This window comes from Mesorhizobium sp. RCAM 06353, from assembly GCF_059683585.1.
Genome location: NZ_CM185031.1, coordinates 3,547,790 through 3,564,210 on the forward strand (window position 1 = coordinate 3,547,790; position 16,421 = coordinate 3,564,210).

At 64.7% G+C, this 16,421-nt stretch carries 20 protein-coding genes; 12 read left to right on the forward strand and 8 right to left on the reverse strand.

Going from position 1 to position 16,421, the window contains the following annotated elements; translation table 11 throughout:
• Positions 1 to 79 precede the first annotated feature (79 nt).
• Genes AC56QX_RS17095 through AC56QX_RS17105 form a run of 3 tightly spaced genes read right to left on the reverse strand, consistent with a single transcriptional unit; the run spans position 80 to position 3,880 of the window.
• A complete protein-coding gene (locus tag AC56QX_RS17095) occupies positions 80 to 2,338 on the reverse strand; it encodes a xanthine dehydrogenase family protein molybdopterin-binding subunit (RefSeq protein ID WP_497117567.1) in 2,259 nt (752 codons plus the stop codon).
• Positions 2,328 to 3,386, reverse strand: a complete 1,059-nt coding sequence (locus AC56QX_RS17100) for an FAD binding domain-containing protein (RefSeq protein ID WP_497117569.1) — start codon at positions 3,384 to 3,386, stop codon at positions 2,328 to 2,330. The genes AC56QX_RS17095 and AC56QX_RS17100 overlap by 11 nt, the downstream gene beginning before the upstream one ends.
• Positions 3,383 to 3,880 (reverse strand): (2Fe-2S)-binding protein, encoded by a 498-nt coding sequence (locus tag AC56QX_RS17105; RefSeq protein WP_183461428.1) that lies wholly within the window; start codon positions 3,878 to 3,880, stop codon positions 3,383 to 3,385. Before AC56QX_RS17105 ends, AC56QX_RS17100 begins: the two co-directional genes overlap by 4 nt.
• Before the next feature lie 276 nt (positions 3,881 to 4,156).
• On the opposite strand from AC56QX_RS17105, the gene AC56QX_RS17110 reads away from it, so the two are divergent.
• The 6 genes from AC56QX_RS17110 to AC56QX_RS17135 all read left to right on the forward strand — a co-directional run bounded on the left by AC56QX_RS17110 (position 4,157) and on the right by AC56QX_RS17135 (position 9,775).
• On the forward strand, positions 4,157 to 4,786 hold the full coding sequence (locus tag AC56QX_RS17110) for a TetR/AcrR family transcriptional regulator (protein ID WP_497117571.1): 630 nt from the start codon (positions 4,157 to 4,159) through the stop codon (positions 4,784 to 4,786).
• Between the two features lie 4 nt (positions 4,787 to 4,790).
• On the forward strand, positions 4,791 to 5,027 hold the full coding sequence (locus AC56QX_RS17115; protein WP_497117572.1) for a hypothetical protein: 237 nt from the start codon (positions 4,791 to 4,793) through the stop codon (positions 5,025 to 5,027).
• Between the two features lie 93 nt (positions 5,028 to 5,120).
• A complete protein-coding gene (locus tag AC56QX_RS17120; protein ID WP_497117574.1) occupies positions 5,121 to 5,873 on the forward strand; it encodes a DeoR family transcriptional regulator in 753 nt (250 codons plus the stop codon).
• A gap of 109 nt (positions 5,874 to 5,982) precedes the next feature.
• Complete coding sequence (locus AC56QX_RS17125; protein WP_497117575.1) at positions 5,983 to 7,554, forward strand: sugar ABC transporter ATP-binding protein; 1,572 nt, start codon at positions 5,983 to 5,985, stop codon at positions 7,552 to 7,554.
• Positions 7,551 to 8,534, forward strand: coding sequence for an ABC transporter permease (locus AC56QX_RS17130; protein WP_497117577.1), 984 nt, complete (start codon positions 7,551 to 7,553; stop codon positions 8,532 to 8,534). Before AC56QX_RS17125 ends, AC56QX_RS17130 begins: the two co-directional genes overlap by 4 nt.
• A gap of 89 nt (positions 8,535 to 8,623) precedes the next feature.
• Positions 8,624 to 9,775 carry a substrate-binding domain-containing protein gene (locus AC56QX_RS17135; RefSeq protein WP_497117579.1) on the forward strand — a complete coding sequence of 384 codons (1,152 nt, stop codon included), beginning with the start codon at positions 8,624 to 8,626 and terminating at the stop codon, positions 9,773 to 9,775.
• 97 nt (positions 9,776 to 9,872) lie between these two features.
• Here the strand turns inward: AC56QX_RS17135 and AC56QX_RS17140 are convergent, their stop codons facing one another.
• Positions 9,873 to 10,802, reverse strand: a complete 930-nt coding sequence (locus AC56QX_RS17140; protein ID WP_497117580.1) for a LysR family transcriptional regulator — start codon at positions 10,800 to 10,802, stop codon at positions 9,873 to 9,875.
• Between the two features lie 94 nt (positions 10,803 to 10,896).
• Here AC56QX_RS17140 and AC56QX_RS17145 point away from each other — a divergent pair, with 94 nt between their 5' ends.
• Positions 10,897 to 11,907, forward strand: coding sequence for a zinc-dependent alcohol dehydrogenase family protein (locus tag AC56QX_RS17145; protein ID WP_497117581.1), 1,011 nt, complete (start codon positions 10,897 to 10,899; stop codon positions 11,905 to 11,907).
• Here AC56QX_RS17145 and AC56QX_RS17150 read toward each other — a convergent pair whose 3' ends face one another.
• From AC56QX_RS17150 to AC56QX_RS17165, 4 genes are all read right to left on the reverse strand, one after another.
• Complete coding sequence (locus AC56QX_RS17150) at positions 11,908 to 12,180, reverse strand: hypothetical protein (protein WP_497117583.1); 273 nt, start codon at positions 12,178 to 12,180, stop codon at positions 11,908 to 11,910. It lies immediately after the preceding gene.
• 219 nt (positions 12,181 to 12,399) lie between these two features.
• A complete protein-coding gene (locus AC56QX_RS17155) occupies positions 12,400 to 12,840 on the reverse strand; it encodes a VOC family protein (RefSeq protein WP_497117585.1) in 441 nt (146 codons plus the stop codon).
• A 53-nt stretch (positions 12,841 to 12,893) separates the two neighbouring features.
• Positions 12,894 to 13,319 carry a BA14K family protein gene (locus AC56QX_RS17160; protein WP_497117586.1) on the reverse strand — a complete coding sequence of 142 codons (426 nt, stop codon included), beginning with the start codon at positions 13,317 to 13,319 and terminating at the stop codon, positions 12,894 to 12,896.
• 39 nt (positions 13,320 to 13,358) lie between these two features.
• Positions 13,359 to 13,781 carry an EF-hand domain-containing protein gene (locus tag AC56QX_RS17165; RefSeq protein WP_497117587.1) on the reverse strand — a complete coding sequence of 141 codons (423 nt, stop codon included), beginning with the start codon at positions 13,779 to 13,781 and terminating at the stop codon, positions 13,359 to 13,361.
• A gap of 249 nt (positions 13,782 to 14,030) precedes the next feature.
• Between AC56QX_RS17165 and AC56QX_RS17170 the strand changes: the two genes are divergently transcribed.
• From AC56QX_RS17170 to AC56QX_RS17190, 5 genes are all read left to right on the forward strand, one after another.
• Positions 14,031 to 14,465 (forward strand): EF-hand domain-containing protein, encoded by a 435-nt coding sequence (locus tag AC56QX_RS17170; protein WP_497117589.1) that lies wholly within the window; start codon positions 14,031 to 14,033, stop codon positions 14,463 to 14,465.
• 39 nt (positions 14,466 to 14,504) lie between these two features.
• The gene (locus tag AC56QX_RS17175; RefSeq protein ID WP_497117591.1) at positions 14,505 to 14,888 is read left to right on the forward strand and encodes a hypothetical protein; all 384 of its coding nucleotides are present in this window, start codon (positions 14,505 to 14,507) and stop codon (positions 14,886 to 14,888) included.
• A 108-nt stretch (positions 14,889 to 14,996) separates the two neighbouring features.
• Positions 14,997 to 15,581, forward strand: coding sequence for an RNA polymerase sigma factor (locus AC56QX_RS17180; RefSeq protein ID WP_497117592.1), 585 nt, complete (start codon positions 14,997 to 14,999; stop codon positions 15,579 to 15,581).
• Positions 15,578 to 16,012, forward strand: a complete 435-nt coding sequence (locus AC56QX_RS17185) for a hypothetical protein (protein WP_497117593.1) — start codon at positions 15,578 to 15,580, stop codon at positions 16,010 to 16,012. The genes AC56QX_RS17180 and AC56QX_RS17185 overlap by 4 nt, the downstream gene beginning before the upstream one ends.
• Positions 16,009 to 16,410 carry a periplasmic heavy metal sensor gene (locus tag AC56QX_RS17190; protein WP_140656616.1) on the forward strand — a complete coding sequence of 134 codons (402 nt, stop codon included), beginning with the start codon at positions 16,009 to 16,011 and terminating at the stop codon, positions 16,408 to 16,410. The genes AC56QX_RS17185 and AC56QX_RS17190 overlap by 4 nt, the downstream gene beginning before the upstream one ends.
• Positions 16,411 to 16,421 lie beyond the last annotated feature (11 nt).

The following is a 16,421-nucleotide window of genomic DNA, read 5'->3' on the forward strand; positions in this document are numbered from 1 at the left end:
CTGGTGGAATTATTTCATGTTGGACAGGTGGAGGCCCACCTGTCCGTCCGGCGCTTTCGCTCCGGGGGTTCGTCACTTCTCAGGCCAGCAGATCCTCGATGCGGATCGGAAAGCGGCGAGGCCGCACGCCGGTTGCATGCCAGACGGCGTTGGCAACCGCGCCAGCCGTGCCGGTGACGCCGATTTCGCCGACGCCCTTGATGCCGAGCGCATTGACGTAAGGATCGTCCTCATGGACCAGGATCGCCTCGACCGACGGCACGTCGGTATTCACCGGGACATGGTATTCGGCGAGGTTGGCGTTCTGGATCCGGCCCGAGCGCCGGTCTGTGATGGCTTCCTCGTGCAGCGCGAAGGAGACGCCCCAGATCATGCCGCCATAATACTGGCTGCGCACAAGCCTGGGATTGATGACCCGCCCTGCGGCGAAGGCGCCGACCAGCCTGGTGACGCGGATCTGGCCGAAATCGGGATCGACCTTGACCTCGGCGAAGACGGCGCCATGCGCGTGCTTGGCATAGGTCTCCTGGGACGCCGGGTCCGGGGCGCCCTTGCCATGGCCTTCGATCTCCGTCAGGCCGGCGCGCGTGAGGATCTCGGCGTAGCTTTCACCGCGGCTTTCATCGTCGCGGCGATACAGCCGGCCGCCGCGCGCCACAACGCCCTCATTGCCGGCGCCGAACAGCGGCGAGGCCTCGTTGCCGGTGGCGAGATCGGCGAGCCTGGCGATCACGGCGGCACCCGCATTGTGGATCGCCATGCCGGCAGTCGCCGTGTGGCCGGAGCCGCCGGCAATGCCCGCATTGGGCAGATCGGAGCTGCCGGCCCGGAAATCGACCTGATCGATGTCGAGCCCCAGCCCGTCGGCGGCGATCTGGGCGAAGGCGGTCCAGGCACCTTGCCCCATATCCTGCGCGCCGGTCTCCATCAGGCCGCTGCCGTCGGCCCTCAGCACCGCCCGCGCTTCAGCCTGGAACATCAGGGCCGGGAATGTCGCCGTGCCCACGCCCCAGCCGGTGAGGAAACCGTCGGCGTCGCGCATCAACCGGGGCTGAAGCGGGCGGCTCGCCCAGCCGAATGCCTTCGCGGCCTGGCTGTAGCATTCGCGCAATGCCTTGGAGGAAAACGGCTTGCCGGTCATCGGCTCGACCTCGGCATAGTTGCGCAGCCGGAATTCCAGCGGGTCCATGCCACAGGCATGCGCTGCCTCATCGATGGCGCTCTCGAGCGCGATCGAGCCGGTGGCTTCGCCGGGAGCGCGCATGAACAGCGGCGTGCCGGTGTCGAGCCGCACCGCCTCGTGCGAAGTGGTGATGGCAGGGCTGGCATAGAGCGTGTGCGAGGCGTCCGCCGCCGGTTCGAAGAAATCGTCGAAGGTGCTCGACGTGGTCTTGGCGTGATGGTCGATGGCCGTCAGCCGCCCCTCGCCATCCATGCCCATGCGCAAGGTCTGGAGCGTCGGCGCGCGGTGGCCGACCGGCCCGTACATCTGCTCGCGCCGCAACACCAGCTTGACGGGACGGCCAACGAGACGCGCTGCCAGGATGCCCAGCACCTGCGGCCCGGAAATCATGCCTTTCGATCCGAAGCCGCCGCCGAGGAAAGGGCTGCGGATGTGGATGTTTTGCGGCGCGATGCCGAACAGGCCGGCGATGCGGCCTTGCGCCATGGCCAGGCCCTGGCTCGGCGTGTCGATCGACAGCCGGTCGCCATCCCAGGCGGCGACGATCGCGTGCGGCTCCATGGCGTTGTGGTACTGGGCCGGCGTCTCGTAGGTGGCCTCGATCCGGGTCTTTGCCGATTTGAGGCCGGCCTCGACATCGCCCTTGTGCTGAACGGCCGGATTGCCGACGCCGACCCCACGCGGCACGAAGCTTTCGGCACCGTCGAGACCGACGCGCGCCGGCAGTGCTTCATAGGTCGGCGAGAGCAGCGCCGCCCCCTCGGTCGCCGCCTCCAGCGTTTCGGCGATCACCACGGCGATGCTCTGGTTGGGGTAGCGCACCCGGTCGTTCTGCAGCAGGTCGAGCCGGAACATGAAGGGATGGTCCTTGGCATCCGGATCGGCGGCGAGCGCCGGCCGGTTCTTGGGCGTCATCACCTCGACCACGCCCTTGTGCGCCTTGGCTGCCTCGACATCCAGCGAGGCAACGCGGCCGCGCGCGATGCTGGAGACAGCGAGCACGGCGTAGAGCATGCCGGGCGGATGGTTGTCGGCTGCGTAGCGCGCGGCCCCGGTGACTTTCAGGAAGCCGTCGCGGCGGGTCAGTGGCTGACCGATGCTGGAGCCCTGCCGGGCATGGGCGGGCTGCTGGTTGAGGCTGAGTTCAAGCGTCATGGCGCGCTCCGGGAGTGTTTGAGAACGGGGAGGCAGGAAGGGCCGGCAGCCGCTCGGGCGTTCCCGCCAGGGCAGATTTCAGCGCCCTGACCACGATGCGGCGGGCAAGCTCGATTTTGAACGCATTGTCGCCGGAGGGGCTGGCATCGGCCAAGGCGGCGTCCGCCGCACTGGCGAAGGTCGCCTCGTTGGCGTCGGCGCCGAGCAGGACGGCTTCCGCCGAACGCGCTCGCCACGGCTTGGCCGCGACGCCGCCGAGTGCCAGCCTCGCGGCGCGGATCTTGCCGCCATCGACGACAAGGGCTGCGGCGGCCGAGACGACGGCGAAAGCATAGGAGGTGCGCTCGCGGATTTTCAGGTAACGGGCATTGGCGGCGAAGGAGGCGGCCTCCGCCGGCAGGCGCACCGACACGATCAGGTCGCCGTGCTCCAGCGCATTCTCCCGCTGCGGCGTTTCGCCGGGAAGCCGATGGAATTCAGCCAGCGTGACGTGGCGCCGGCCCTCCTTGCCCTCGATCTCGACGACGGCGTCGAGCGCCACCAGCGGCACGCAGAAGTCCGACGGGTGGGTGGCGATGCAGGCATCGCTCCAGCCGAGCACGGCGTGCAGGCGGTTCTCGCCGCCCAGTGCATCGCAGCCGGCGCCTGATACACGCTTGTTGCAGGCGCTGGCGGTGTCGTAGAAATAGCTGCAGCGCGTGCGTTGCAGGAGATTGCCGCCGACCGTGGCGGCGTTGCGAAGCTGCGCCGAGGCACCCGACAGCAGCGCTTCGGCCACCGCCGGATAGGCTTTTGCGAACGCCGCGTCATGGGCGAGATCGGCATTGCGGACCAGCGCACCGATGCGCAGGCCGCCATCGTCCAGCCGCTCGATGCGGTTGAGTTCCGGCAGCCGAGAGATGTCGACGATGCGCTCGGGGCTGGTGATGCCGCCCTTCATCAGGTCGAGCAGATTGGTGCCGCCGGCCAGGTAGGCCGAACCCGGCTCGGCCGCCGCCGCGATGGCGTCGGGAATGGTGGCGGGTCTGATATAGTCGAAGTCTCTCATGCCGCGGCCCTCCGGTCGGCTGTGGCAAGTTTTTCCTGGGCTTCCAGGACGGCCTCGACGATGCCGCCATAGGCCGCGCAGCGGCATATGTTGCCGCTCAGCCCCTCGCGGATGCGTTCTGGATCGTCGCCGGCCTGTCCCTCGGCGATCAGGCCGAGCGTGCTCATGATCTGGCCGGGCGTGCAGAAACCGCACTGGAAGCCGTCATGGGCGATGAAGGCGGCTTGCACCGGATGCAGCTCTTCACCGTGGGCGACGCCTTCGATGGTCAAGACATCGGCGCCGTCATGGCTGACCGCCAGCGCCAGGCAGGAGTTGATGCGCTTGCCGTCGACCAGCACCGTGCAGGCGCCGCACTGGCCGCGGTCGCAGCCCTTCTTGGTGCCGGTGAGGTCAAGCCGCTCGCGCAACAGGTCGAGCAGGGTTACGCGCGGATCGACCTCCAGCTCGTGTCGGTGTCCGTTGATGGTGAGGGTGATGGGAAGGCTGGTCATGGGCGTCTGGCTCCAGTTTGCTTGACGCGGATGGGACGTGAACTGGTGCCTTGCCGGCGAAGGGCAAGGTAACCTTATGGTCAGGTGTGGGCGGAGGTGGAGATGGCAGCGGATCTCCCGGGTAACGGGCGGGCAGGGGAGATGTCGGCTTGCAGGTTCGAAAGACGTGACATACCGCTTCCCCTTCTTATATGATAAAGGCACTCCACTAAAGCGGAGGTGCCTCCGTTTATTAACGTGGGGCCTGAACCGACCCGGTTCAAGCCCCCCGACACGATGTGGAGAAAGAAATTGGCCGCAGAGCCATCCAGCGCTGAACAGAAGACCGACGCCGCCGTGGCCAAGCGGCTGCGCGCCGATGCGCAGCGCAACCGCGACCGGCTGGTCGAGGTGGCGGCATCGGTCTTTGCCGAGCGCGGCATCGACGCTTCGCTGGAGGAGATCGCGCGCCGCGCCGGTGTCGGCATCGGCACGCTCTACCGGCATTTTCCGACGCGCGAGCATCTGGTCGAGGTGGTCTACCGGCGCGAGGCGGAGGGGCTGTGCGCGGCCGCCGGTGATCTCGCGGCAAAACATCCGTCCGATGTCGCGCTGGAGCAGTGGATGCAGCGCTTCGTCGACTACATCGCCACCAAGCGCGGCCTGGCGACCAGCCTGCGCATCCTGCTCAGCACCAATTCGACGCTGTTCTCGGACACGTCGGGCCGGGTATCGCAGGCCTTGCGGCAACTGGTCGAGGCGGCTGTGGCCGACGGCACCATCCGCGGCGATGTCGACGCCTCCGACGTGCTGCACGCGCTGTCCGGCATCTATTCGGCGCCCGACACCCCGGAGTGGCGGGACCGCTCGCGGCGGCTGGTCAAGCTCTTGATGGACGGGCTGCGGTTTGGGGCCAAGAAGGGGTGACACCGTGGACGACCTCAGCTCGCTGCTGGACAGGTTCGTCAGTGGAGAGGACACCAGCCTGGCAGCCGCCAACAGCTTGGAAGTGTTGCTCGACGCGGCTTATCCTGACGATGAGTTTGTTCAAAGTGCTGTCATAGATCTTGCGAGCTACAGACCCGGCGGCGGCCCCTTTCTGTTCGACACGCCGGAGATTCAACGGCGCCTGCATCGCCTTCGCGACTATCTTTCACGCCGCACCTGACGAGACCCGGAGCGAACCCGCACGCCGCGCTTGCATCTGAATGCGAGCGGTTGTTAAAATCCTCACATTTCAAGGGATGCACAGGCCCAACGCATGACTGCTCGCAAAGCGCAACGGACGGCACGGCTGATCGATCTGCTGTCGCAGCGGCGGGTTATCCATCTCAGCGAGGCGGCAACGCTTCTCGGCGTTTCCGAGATGACGGTGCGGCGCGACATCGCCACCAACCAGGGGCAGATCGCCTATCTCGGCGGACACATATTGGCGGCGGCCGAGATCGAGGCCGATATTCCCTACGAGCTGGCGACCGCGGCCGACAGCCATGCGGCGGCGAAGCGCGAGGCCTGCGCGCATGCGGTGCGCAGGATACGGCCCGACGAGACGATCTTCATCGACTGCGGCACGACGCTGATCCATCTGGTTGATCTCATTCCCGACAATTATCGAATAACGGCAATATGTTACGCCATGAATGTGGCGGAGCGCCTGAGCCGCAAGGCCAATGTCACGATCATCATGCTGGGCGGCGTCTATCATCCGGCGTCGGCGTCCTTCTCGGGCACGCATGATTTCGACATCTTGAACAGCGTCGGCATCAACGCCGCCTTCCTGTCGGCCGCCGGCGTCGATGCCAAGCGCGGCGCCACCTGCGAGCATTTCCACGAGGCCGTGGTGAAACAGAAGGTGATGAGCCTGGCGCGCGAAAATTACCTGGTCATCGACTCCAGCAAGATCGGCAAGCTCAAGCGCGCCTTCTTCTCGGTCATGGACGGTTTTGATGCGGTGATCACCGAGAACGGCGAGGTTGGGCCGGATTCATTCCGGCCGCCATCCGACTCCGTTTGACATTTCACATCGCTGATGGAAAAGTCACAAAAAAAGTAAGAGAAGTCTCAAAAGAGACTCTCGATGACCCAGGGTAGGGGACGCGTCAAAGGGAGGAAGTGCGGGCGTCATGATCGAACAGGGTTCGATTGCGCTGATTTCCGAGGTCCCCTTGCTGCGCGTCGAGGGCGTCAGGAAGCGGTTCGGCGGTGTCAATGCGCTGCGCGGCGTCAGTCTTGAAATCCAATCCGGTGAAGTCCACGCGCTGCTTGGTGAAAACGGCGCCGGCAAATCGACGCTGATCAAGATCCTGAGCGGCGTGCATGTGCATGATGGCGGCTCGATCGACATCGACGGCAAGCCGGTGTCGTTTTCTTCGCCCGCCCAGTCGCGCGATGCCGGCGTGGCGGTCGTCTACCAGGATCTGAGCTTGGTCGAGTCGCTTTCGGTTGCCGACAATCTGCTCTTGGGGCGAGAACCGAAGACGCGGCTCGGCTTCCTGAAAAAACGCCAGCTGGTGGCGCAGGCCGAAGCCTTCCTCAAATCGCAGAACATCCCGCTCGATGCCCGCGCCATGGTTGGGTCGCTGCCTTTCGCCTATCGCCAGATGACCGAGATCGCCAAGGCACTGATGGGCGATGTTCGCTTGCTCATCCTGGACGAGCCGACCTCGGCGCTGACGGACGATGAGGAGAAGATCCTGTTCGAGGCCATTCGCGCGGTCGCGGCGCGCGGCGTCGGGGTGATCTATGTCACGCATCGCCTCAACGAGGTCTTCCGCATTTCGAACCGGGTGACCGTGTTCCGCGACGGCCAGAACGCCGGAACATTCGTCACGGCGCAGACCAATATGCGGCAACTGGTCGGCGCTATCGTCGGGCCGGACCACGCTGTTCTGAAGGCGGACGGCGCGGCATCAGGGCAGAGCTTGCCGCCATCGACTGGTTCCCTTGCAATGCCCGTGCTCGAATTGACTGATGTCAGCAATGACAGGCTCGATCGCGTCAACCTCGAATTGCGCGGCGGCGAGATCCACGGCCTCGCCGGGCTGATCGGCAGCGGCCGCACCGAAATCCTGCAGACCATCTTCGGTTTGCGGCCCGTCCAGTCGGGCGAGGCCAGCCTCGACGGCGTGTCGGTGAAGGGCACAGACCCGGCGGCGGCGATACAACTGGGCATCGCGCTGGTGCCGGAGGATCGGCACCTGCAAGGGCTGGTGCTCGAACATTCGATCGAGCGCAATCTGACCTTGCCGCGCTTGCCGTATTTTTCTCGTCTCGGCTGGCTGCAGCGCGGTCCGGCCAGCGACCACGCCAATGCCGCGATGCGCCGGCTGGCCGTCAAGGCGCCAGGTGCGTCGACCCTGGTGAAGAACCTGTCCGGCGGCAACCAGCAGAAGGTGGTGTTCGGCAAATGGAACGAGCCGCGGCCGCGCGTGCTGTTGCTCGACGAGCCGACCGTCGGTGTCGATGTCGGCGCGCGCGAGGAGATCTACGGCGTCATTCGTGCCGCGGCGGTGGCCGGCAGCGGGGTGCTGCTGGTGTCTTCGGATCTGTCCGAACTGCTGCAGCTCTGTGATCGCATCTCGATCGTGGTCGATGGCCGGATCACCAAGACGATTGCGCGGTCGGAATTCGGCAGCGCTGAAGACCTCCATCACCTCATTCAACTTTCGCAGCCATCGGAAGAGCACGCGGCATGACCGAAACCCAAAGCCCGGCAAAAGCTGCCAACCAGCCGGGCGGTCGCTCGGCGCTGCGGCATCTGCTGCAAGGCGAGCGTCCCTACATGCTCTACGTCGCCTTCGCCATCATGCTGATCGTCTTCAGCCTGGCGTCGCCCTGGTTCCTGTCGATCGACAATTTCCTCAACATCGGCCGGCAGACGACGCTGGTGTCGATCATTGCGGTCGGCATGACGTTCGTCATCATCTCCAGGCAGATCGACCTGTCGGTCGCCTCGACGCTGGCGCTCTCGGGCATGAGCGCATCGCTGGCCATGGCGTTCGTCGCCAACAACTGGGTCGTCGGCGCGGTGGCCGGGCTGGGCACCGGAGCGCTGATCGGGCTCATCAACGGTGTCTTGACCACCCGCCTCGAAATCCCGTCCTTCCTGGTGACGCTGGGCACGTTGAGCGGCGCGCGCGGGCTGGCGCTGATGGTCACCAACACCAAGCCGGTGATCATCACCAACGAGTATTATTTCGCCATCTTCGGCGAGGGCTCGGTGCTCGGCATTCCGGCGCCGATCCTGTGGACGCTCGGCGTCACCATCGCCGGCATCTTGCTGCTGCATTACAGCGTCTACGGACGGCGGGTTTACGCGGCGGGCGGCAATCCGACGGCGGCGCTCTATTCCGGCGTCCATATCAAGCAGGTCACGACGCTGGCCTTCGTGCTGACAGGCACGCTCGCCGGGTTGGCATCGCTTATCCTGTCGGCGCGTTCGCACGCGGCGCGGCCCGACGTGGTGCAAGGCATGGAGCTCGACGTCATCGCCTCGGTCATTCTCGGCGGCTGCAGCCTGTTCGGCGGCCGCGGCTTCGTGCTCGGCACGCTGCTCGGCAGCCTGATCATCGGCACGCTCAACAACGGTCTGGTGCTGCTCGGCGTCAGCTCGTCGCTGCAACTCGTCATCAAGGGAGCAATCATCGTCGCCGCGGTCGCGTTCACGAGGAGGTAAGGCGCGCATCCCCGGATATCACCGAATACCAGCAGAAAACCGCCGGCTCCAAACGGCATACGAACACTAGAAATCAACGGAGGAAAGTCATGAAGCATTCGGCACGAATCCTGTTCGGAACATTGAGCCTCGCCGCCAGCGCCTTCGCGCTGTCGACGTCCATGAGCCTGGCGCAGACGCCCGACACATGCGTTACCGGCGTCGACCTGGCGACGCTCGGACCCAAGGGCATTGTCGGGCAGGGCCCGCATGGGGAAAAGGCAGCCTCGCCCGACGAGCTGAAACTGACCGACGATGAAGCCGCCAAGGTCAAGGCCGGCAAGTTCAAGGTCGGCATCTCCATGCAGACGGTGAACCTCGACTGGTCGCAGCTGCAAGTGGCGGGCATCAGCGAAACGCTGGCCAAATATGGCGTCACCGTCACCGGCGTGGCCTCGGCCGAATATCAGGTCGACAAGCAGATCGCCGATATCGAAAACACCATCCAGCAGCACCCGGACGGCATCATTTCCATCCCCGTCGACTTCACCGCGACGGCGCCGACCTACAAGAAGGTGGGCGAGGCCGGCATCAAGCTGGTGTTCATGGACAGCATTCCGGTCGGCCTCTCATCGCCAAAGGATTTTGCCTCGATGATCTCGGCCGACAGCCAGGGCAACGGCCAGATCGCGGCGACGATCCTGGCGTCCTGCATGCCCAAGGGCGGTACGATCGGCCTGGTCAATTTCGGCGTCGACTATTTCAGCACCAATGAGCGCACCAAGGGTGTCAGCGAGTGGATGAAAAAGAACCGGCCCGACATCGTCATGAAGCAGGTCGATTTCACCGATCCCTCGAAGGTCTCGCAGATCGCCGGCGACTTCCTCACCGGCAATCCCGATGTGAAGGGCCTGTACGCGGTGTGGGATCAGCCGGCGCTCGACACGCTGTCGTCCATGCGCGCGCAAGGCATCGACATTCCGATCACCACGGTCGATCTCGGCCTGCAGTCGGCGATCGAGATCGCCAAGGGCGGGCCGCTCAAGGCAACCGGTTCGCAGCGCCCCTATGACCAGGGTGTCGCTGAGGCGCTGGCGATGATGAAGGCGCTGATCGGGCAACCCACGCCCGCCTGGGTCGGCGTGCAATCGCTGCCGGTGGTGCAGTCCAACGTGCTGGAATCCTACAAGACCGTCTTCCACAAGGATCCGCCGGCCGAACTGGTCGACGCCTGCAACAGCGCCAAGCCGAAGTGCAACTGAGATAGCGGCATGGGCGCGGGAGAGATCCCGCGCTCATGGCTGTTTAGCAGGGGCGAGAATGGTCTATTCGGCCCCTCGATCACCTGCTTGCGATACGTCATGCCTGCCAAGGCAGGCTCCCGGAAAACCGCTCGACGATCCAGTCGGCGAATGCGCGGGTCTTGTTCGGGACATGGCGGGATGAGGGATGCACCATATAGACGGCGCCCTCGCTGGGAACCGGAAAGCCTTCGAGAATCCGCACGAGACGTCCGTCGGCAAGCTCGCGTCCAACAAGCCAATCCGTTGCGTAGAGCAATCCCTGCCCGGCAATGGCGGCCAGAACCAAGGCTTCTGCATCGTCCGAGATGAAAGGTCCTGAAATGGGCACCACGAGTTGCCTCGCACCGGGCATGATGAACTCCCATGCATTGGGGTTCGTCTTGCCGGCGAAGATCAGGCACTCGTGACCGATGAGATCCCCGGGCGATGCCGGAACGCCCCGCCGTCGAAGATAGGAGGGCGACGCGCAGATCATCCGCTTTCGCTCCGCCAGCTTGCGGGTCATGAGCCGCGAGTCGGGCAATACCCCGAGGCGTATGGCCAGATCGAAGCCTTCTCCGATCAGGTCGACGAAACGGTTGGAAAAGGCGACGTCGAGCGTCACTCCGGGATAGGCCTCAAGGAAATCGACCAGCATGGGCATCAGCCACATGCGGCCAAAGCTGCCTGGCAAAGCCAGTCGCAAGCGTCCTCGTGGCTCGCCATCAGTGAACCGCCCTGCTTCCTGGCCAGCAGCCAGCAAGCCACTCAGCAGGGGGCGAATCCGGCCGAGATAGAGATAACCAGCTTCCGTTAGCACCACCCGCCGCGTCGAGCGTTCGACCAGCCGGACGCCAAGACTTTGCTCCAGGTTCTGGACACGCCGCGAGATGACGGTTGCATCGCGGTGGAGGCGATGGCCGGCGGCGCTGAACGAGCCTTCCTCGGCGACAGCGATGAATGCCGCCAGGGCGTCGGTATCAGGAACGGCATCCGGTTGCTGCATATTTCGCAGTAATAACCTGCAATATTTCTCTCTTCAATTCATTTTTTGCAGTGGTCAAATGATATCAGTGCAATGATCCCGAAAGGACCGAGACATGCGTGCCATCATCCTGAACAAGCCCTCGCTCGACGCTCTGAGCCAGATCGAGTTGCCCGAACCGCCGGCGCCACAACACGGCCAGGTGAATGTGCGCATGCGCGCCGCCAGCCTGAACTTCATCGATCTCGCCCTTGCCAAGGGGCAATATCCCGGCATCGTCTTTCCGCTGACGCCGGTTGCCGACGGATCGGGCGAGATCATTGCCATCGGTGAGGGGGTGACCGGATTGAAGGTCGGCGATCGTGTCGCCATTCACCCCAAGGCGCTGTGGATCGCGGGCCGCCCCACGGCAGCGAAAGCAAATACGATGCGCGGCGTATCGCTGCCGGGTTCGCTGCTCGAGATCGCGACGGTGGATGCCGTTTCGGTTGTGAAGGCGGCGGACCATCTGTCATGGGAAGCGATCGCCACGCTGCCCATCGCGGCGACCACGGCCTGGAATGCGCTCGCTGTTGCCGATGCCGGGCCGGGCTCGACGGTGCTGCTCCTGGGAACCGGTGGCGTTTCCATCTTCGCATTGCAACTTGCCAAGGCCAGGGGCGCCCGCGTCATCATCACCTCGTCATCCGATGCCAAACTCGATCGCGCGCGTGCGCTCGGCGCCGACGAGACGGTGAACTACCGCAAATTTCCCGATTGGGATGACGAGGTCCGGCGCCTGACCGACGGCATCGGCGTCGACCTGGTGCTGGAGACCGTCGGGCCCGAAACATTCACCCGCTCGCTCGCGGCCGCCCGCCACACCGGCCTGATCTACACGATCGGTTTCCTGACCGGAACGAAGCTCGAACTCGATCTGATGCCAATCATCGTCAAGGCGCTTCGAGTGCAAGGCAACAACACCGGCTCCGTCGAAGATCTCGGTCGTGCGATGCAGGCCATCAGCGCCGCGCGCATCGAGCCTGTAATCGACCGGACCTTTAGTGTCGCGGAGATCGGCCAGGCGTTCCGCCAGCTCGCGGAGGGCGGCTATTTCGGCAAGATCGCGGTCCGCCTCGATTGGTAGCTACGCCTTCGTCTCGACCAGGATCACCAGCGATTCCGGCACCACGCCATCGTGCGCCATCGCGTCGGCGGCTGCCTTGCTTTGCATCATCGCCGCCATTTTATCCATGTCCGGAACGTCCATCATCACGGCCACCCGTTTCGGGTTCTGCGGATCGACGAAGGTGCGGATGTTGGTGATCCCCAGCGAGCCGAAAAGCTCCTTGCGCTTGGGTGAACTGAGCCAGTGCTTGCTGTCTTTCGTGATGTTGTGATGGCCGATTACGGTTGGCATGGCATCCTCCCCAGGGTGACGCCGGCGGTTGATATCGCCCGCCTATGCTGCGATCCACCTGTGCAGGCCAGTGAGCGCCGTTTCCCGTAAACTGTCAATTAGCTGTTGCTGACGGAATGGTTGCGAACGGTGTGACGTGCCTTCTACCCCTTCCTGGAGTTATGAATTGGAAAGCATCGCTGCCGGTCGACGATATCGCGACCGAGGCGGGACCGACGCCTATTCCAAGACTGCTCGATTGCCGATCACGACGCCACCCCAGTCCTCAGGCGCGACGTCGGCGATCGATTGTGAGAACGTCCAGCGGTGGCCGGCGAAGTCGCGGCAGGAATATTGGCGCTCGCCATAGGGGTAGCTGGTCGGCGGGCTCAGGATCACGGCACCATGGCGCGCAGCTCGCTTGTGATGGGCGTCGACATCCTCGACACGCACCATCACCGCGAACTGCGCGCCGGCCTGCTCTGGGATCGGTTCGCCGTTCTTCGGCCCGGTGACAACCACCGCTCCGTCGCCGAAGCCGAGCTGGTGGCGGTGGTTGCCGATGACCAGCCTCTGTTCGAACCCAAAAACCTGGCAGAGCCAGCGGCTGGCCGTCTCGACGTCGGGATAGGACAGCACGGGTATGACCGCGCTCGCGGGCATCGAGCGATTGGCGATCATGTCATTCTCCATGGCGTTCCGCGCAGGGGCGATCCAGGACCAATTCCCCCAGTTCAACTATAGGGCGACCAGCATTGCTGGCGAGGCCCGTTATAGGGCTGATAGCTGTTGTCCCAGGCACGGTAGGAGACGTAGCGCTCATAGCACCAGCGCACATGCGCGGCTTCCAGGCGGATGGCCGGACGCGGCGGCAATGGCGCGACGGTCGCGGCCGCGACACCGGCGGCAAAGGCAGCGGCGGGGAACCAGTAGCCGTTGTAATAGCGATAGCCTGGCCGCACGCGGACATAGCCGCGATAGCCATTGTAGTAGTATCCGCCGCCGACAACGTAGAAGCCGCGCCGAAACCAGACTGGCGTCGGCGCTGTGGTGACCGATGCCGGGGCAGAGGCCGGCACGACCGGCAAGGCCTGGGCCGGCGAGGCCAGCACCGTAGCTCCAATCGTCAAACCGCAAAACGCTGTGATTGTCCGTTTCATCTTTTCACTCCTGTTGGATGGGGTCGAAGGGTTCGGGGATTACTGACGTCGGAGCGCCCGCAGTTCGGAGATCGAAAGCGCGCCATCGCCGTTCGTGTCCGCCTGCAGCAACCGGTCGGGAATGAAGGCGGCAAACTCGTCACGTGAAATCTTGCCGTCGCCATTGCGGTCGATGCGGCCAGCCTGGGCCTGGAAGCCGGCGAATTGCGCGGCCTGGAAGTCGCGCTTCGACTTCACCTGTTCCACCGCGGTGCGCACTTCGCCCGCGTCGAGCAAACCATTGTGGTTGGCATCCATCCGGTCGAACATCTGCGCCCGCGCGGCCTGGATTTCGCTGAATTCGAGCTTGCGGTCGCCGTTGGTGTCTATGCGCCGGAAGAGTTCCCTGGCACCGCCGTCCGCCGCACAGGCGCTACCCGCGCCAAGCAGCAGGCCGGCAAAGGCCATGACGATCTTGTTCATGCTGGTCTCCGCATTGGTCGGATAGTCCGCCGCGGACCGTCCTTGCAGAGTCTTCTACGCGGCACCTTTTGTGCTCCTACGCAACGCGAGATGATTTTTTCGAGGTGCGGCCAGCACAGCCGCCTATCCCCGCCGCGATAGAGAATTCAAGGCCGGCAAAGAATCTTGCGTGTCGAGCGTAGGAGCCCGGCTCTCGCTGCGTATCGGTCAGCAGTCGCCACCGCGGCCTGACAATGAAAGGACATCATCATGAAACGCTCAGTACTGATTGCGGCCTTGCTCATCGGGCTTGCACCGCTCTGCGCGGCGCAGGCACAGGACATGCCCGGCCAGCGCATTCTGCAACGGATCGACACCAATGGCGACGGCGCCATCTCCAAGGATGAGATGACGGCCGCCCGCGAGCGCTTGTTCAGGAAGCTCGACCGCAATGGCGATGGCGTCATCGACGAGAAGGAGATCGAGAGCGCCCGCCAGGCGATCAAGGATCGCGCCGAGGTGGCGCAGGCGCGGCTTGGCAATCGCTGGCGCCGCCTCGACACAAATGGCGATGGCAAGGTGTCGCAACAGGAGTTCGCCAGCAGCATGCCGCTGTTCGACCTCGTTGATCGCAACGGCGACGGCAGGCTTTCTGCGGACGAGATCGCAACCGTCCGCAAGATGATAGCCGACCGTGCCAACTGATCGGCTCGATCATTCCCTTTACAAAACAAGGAGTACGACATGTTGTCTTCGGTAAAGATTCCGATTTTATGTCTCGGTGCGATGCTTGTCTGGTGGACCGCTTCGCCGGCCTCGGCCGAGGAGTGGCAGCGCCCGACCGTGCATGGCGGCGAGATCAGCCGCGGTGTGACCAAAGACGGCGGCGTCTATACCGGTTCGACCACCCGCACCGGTCCGAATGGCGCCACCTACACGTCGAGTTCCAAATGCGTGGGAGGCGTTGTTGACCGCTGCGCCAGAAGCTATTCTGGCACCGGGCCGAACGGGCAGACCTTTTCGGGAAAACGAGTGTCGGCGCGCGGGCCGTTCCGGGGCCGCTCGGTCGGCAGCTTCACCGGCCCGAACGGCAACACGGTCCACGGCTTCCGCCGCTGGCGGCGCTGACATCTGGTGTGATGGATTTGAATCCGAAATTCGTTTCTGCGCTCCTCCTGATCGATGCGAATTTCGGATTCGCCGAACCAGCAGTCTCGTCCGTGGAAGCCCGCCGCCGTGCGACATGATGAGCCCCGCGGCGACGATGAGCTTCTGGCGCGCATCGCCGCGGGCAGCCAAAGCGCGCTGTCCGAGCTTATCGCCCGCCATGGCCGTGGGCTGCGGATATTTGCCGCGCGCTATCTCGGCAATGCCGGCGACGCCGAGGATGTGGTGCAGGAGGTGTTCGTGACCGTCTGGAAACAGGCCGCGCGGTTCGATCCGGTCAGAGGGCGGGCTTCGACCTGGCTCTACCGGATCACTGCCAACCGTTGCATCGACCAGCGTCGACGCAGGGCGCTACGCAGTTTCATCGGGCTGGACGACATAAGGGATGAGGTCGCGTCACCGGAGGCGGATGCCGAAGCGACGACCGCGGCGCGGCAGGAGTTGGCGATCGTTCGCGATGGGCTGTCGCGCCTGCCGGAACGGCAGCGCATGGCGGTGCTGCTCAGGGCCGTAGGCGACCTCGACATCGCGGCGATCGCGGAGGTGATGGGCAGCAGCGTCGGCTCGGCCGAGCAATTGCTGGTGCGCGGACGGCGCGCACTCAGGGATCATTTGGCAATGGCGGCCGTGGGCCGCGAAAGGAAGTCCTCATGACACGGGACGAATTTGAACGAAACAGGCGCCGCTTCGGTGACACCGTCGAGGCATGGCCGGCGCCCTTCCGCCAGCAGGCGCTGGCCTTGATGGCGGCGGAGCGTAATGACGATCCCGATGCCGCGCTCGACCGCCTCGTGCTCGAGGCGGCGCTGACCGGTGACGACGACCAGGAACTGGCTAGCAAGGTGCTGGCTCGCATCGAAGCCGGCTCGGCTGGCCCGTCCTTCCTGCCGCGCCTGCTTTTGAGTCCAGCCGGGTTCGCGGCATGCGCCGCTGCTGTGGTCGTGGCGGTGACGCTGGCCGGCTACCAGATGGCGCGGCTGCAGGACGATCCGTCCGATACGGAGCTTCTGGCGCTGGCGTCGGGATCGTCATTGGCCGACGGCGGTGTTGTCGCGGATGATCCGGCAGAGGAGGGCTCGCTTTGAAGCGTTCCTGGATATGGACGGCGACGCTGGTGCTGCTTGCGCTGTCGCTGGCCGTCAACTTCTTCCTGGTCGGTTATGCCGTGCATGGGCTGCGCCAGGGCGCGGCGGCGCGCGTGCTGTTGTCGGAGATTGCCAGCACTTATCCGCCCGAGGTGAGGAAGGAGTTCCGTGGTGTGCTGCGCGACAACCGCGCGCGCACCTTCCAGGCACTGCGCGAGCTGCGTGCCGCGCGCGCCAATCTGGCGGCGGCACAAACAGCCAAACCCTTTGACGAAGCGGCGGTGAAGGACGCGATGGCGGCGGTGCGCGGTGCAACGACCAACCTGCAGGCGACCATGCAGGACTATCTCCTGGCCGCGCTGAAGAATGTCAACGCCAAGCCCGCCGTGGGAGGTTGAGGCGCGACGGC

Bases quoted from the DNA above. Each gene is read 5' to 3' on its own strand.
- AC56QX_RS17095 (WP_497117567.1), bottom strand. From the start codon at position 2,338: ATGACGCTTGAACTCAGCCTCAACCAGCAGCCCGCCCATGCCCGGCAG.
- AC56QX_RS17100 (WP_497117569.1), bottom strand. From the start codon at position 3,386: ATGAGAGACTTCGACTATATCAGACCCGCCACCATTCCCGACGCCATC.
- AC56QX_RS17105 (WP_183461428.1), bottom strand. From the start codon at position 3,880: ATGACCAGCCTTCCCATCACCCTCACCATCAACGGACACCGACACGAG.
- AC56QX_RS17110 (WP_497117571.1), top strand. From the start codon at position 4,157: ATGTGGAGAAAGAAATTGGCCGCAGAGCCATCCAGCGCTGAACAGAAG.
- AC56QX_RS17120 (WP_497117574.1), top strand. From the start codon at position 5,121: ATGACTGCTCGCAAAGCGCAACGGACGGCACGGCTGATCGATCTGCTG.
- AC56QX_RS17125 (WP_497117575.1), top strand. From the start codon at position 5,983: ATGATCGAACAGGGTTCGATTGCGCTGATTTCCGAGGTCCCCTTGCTG.
- AC56QX_RS17130 (WP_497117577.1), top strand. From the start codon at position 7,551: ATGACCGAAACCCAAAGCCCGGCAAAAGCTGCCAACCAGCCGGGCGGT.
- AC56QX_RS17135 (WP_497117579.1), top strand. From the start codon at position 8,624: ATGAAGCATTCGGCACGAATCCTGTTCGGAACATTGAGCCTCGCCGCC.
- AC56QX_RS17140 (WP_497117580.1), bottom strand. From the start codon at position 10,802: ATGCAGCAACCGGATGCCGTTCCTGATACCGACGCCCTGGCGGCATTC.
- AC56QX_RS17145 (WP_497117581.1), top strand. From the start codon at position 10,897: ATGCGTGCCATCATCCTGAACAAGCCCTCGCTCGACGCTCTGAGCCAG.
- AC56QX_RS17150 (WP_497117583.1), bottom strand. From the start codon at position 12,180: ATGCCAACCGTAATCGGCCATCACAACATCACGAAAGACAGCAAGCAC.
- AC56QX_RS17155 (WP_497117585.1), bottom strand. From the start codon at position 12,840: ATGATCGCCAATCGCTCGATGCCCGCGAGCGCGGTCATACCCGTGCTG.
- AC56QX_RS17160 (WP_497117586.1), bottom strand. From the start codon at position 13,319: ATGAAACGGACAATCACAGCGTTTTGCGGTTTGACGATTGGAGCTACG.
- AC56QX_RS17165 (WP_497117587.1), bottom strand. From the start codon at position 13,781: ATGAACAAGATCGTCATGGCCTTTGCCGGCCTGCTGCTTGGCGCGGGT.
- AC56QX_RS17170 (WP_497117589.1), top strand. From the start codon at position 14,031: ATGAAACGCTCAGTACTGATTGCGGCCTTGCTCATCGGGCTTGCACCG.
- AC56QX_RS17175 (WP_497117591.1), top strand. From the start codon at position 14,505: ATGTTGTCTTCGGTAAAGATTCCGATTTTATGTCTCGGTGCGATGCTT.
- AC56QX_RS17185 (WP_497117593.1), top strand. From the start codon at position 15,578: ATGACACGGGACGAATTTGAACGAAACAGGCGCCGCTTCGGTGACACC.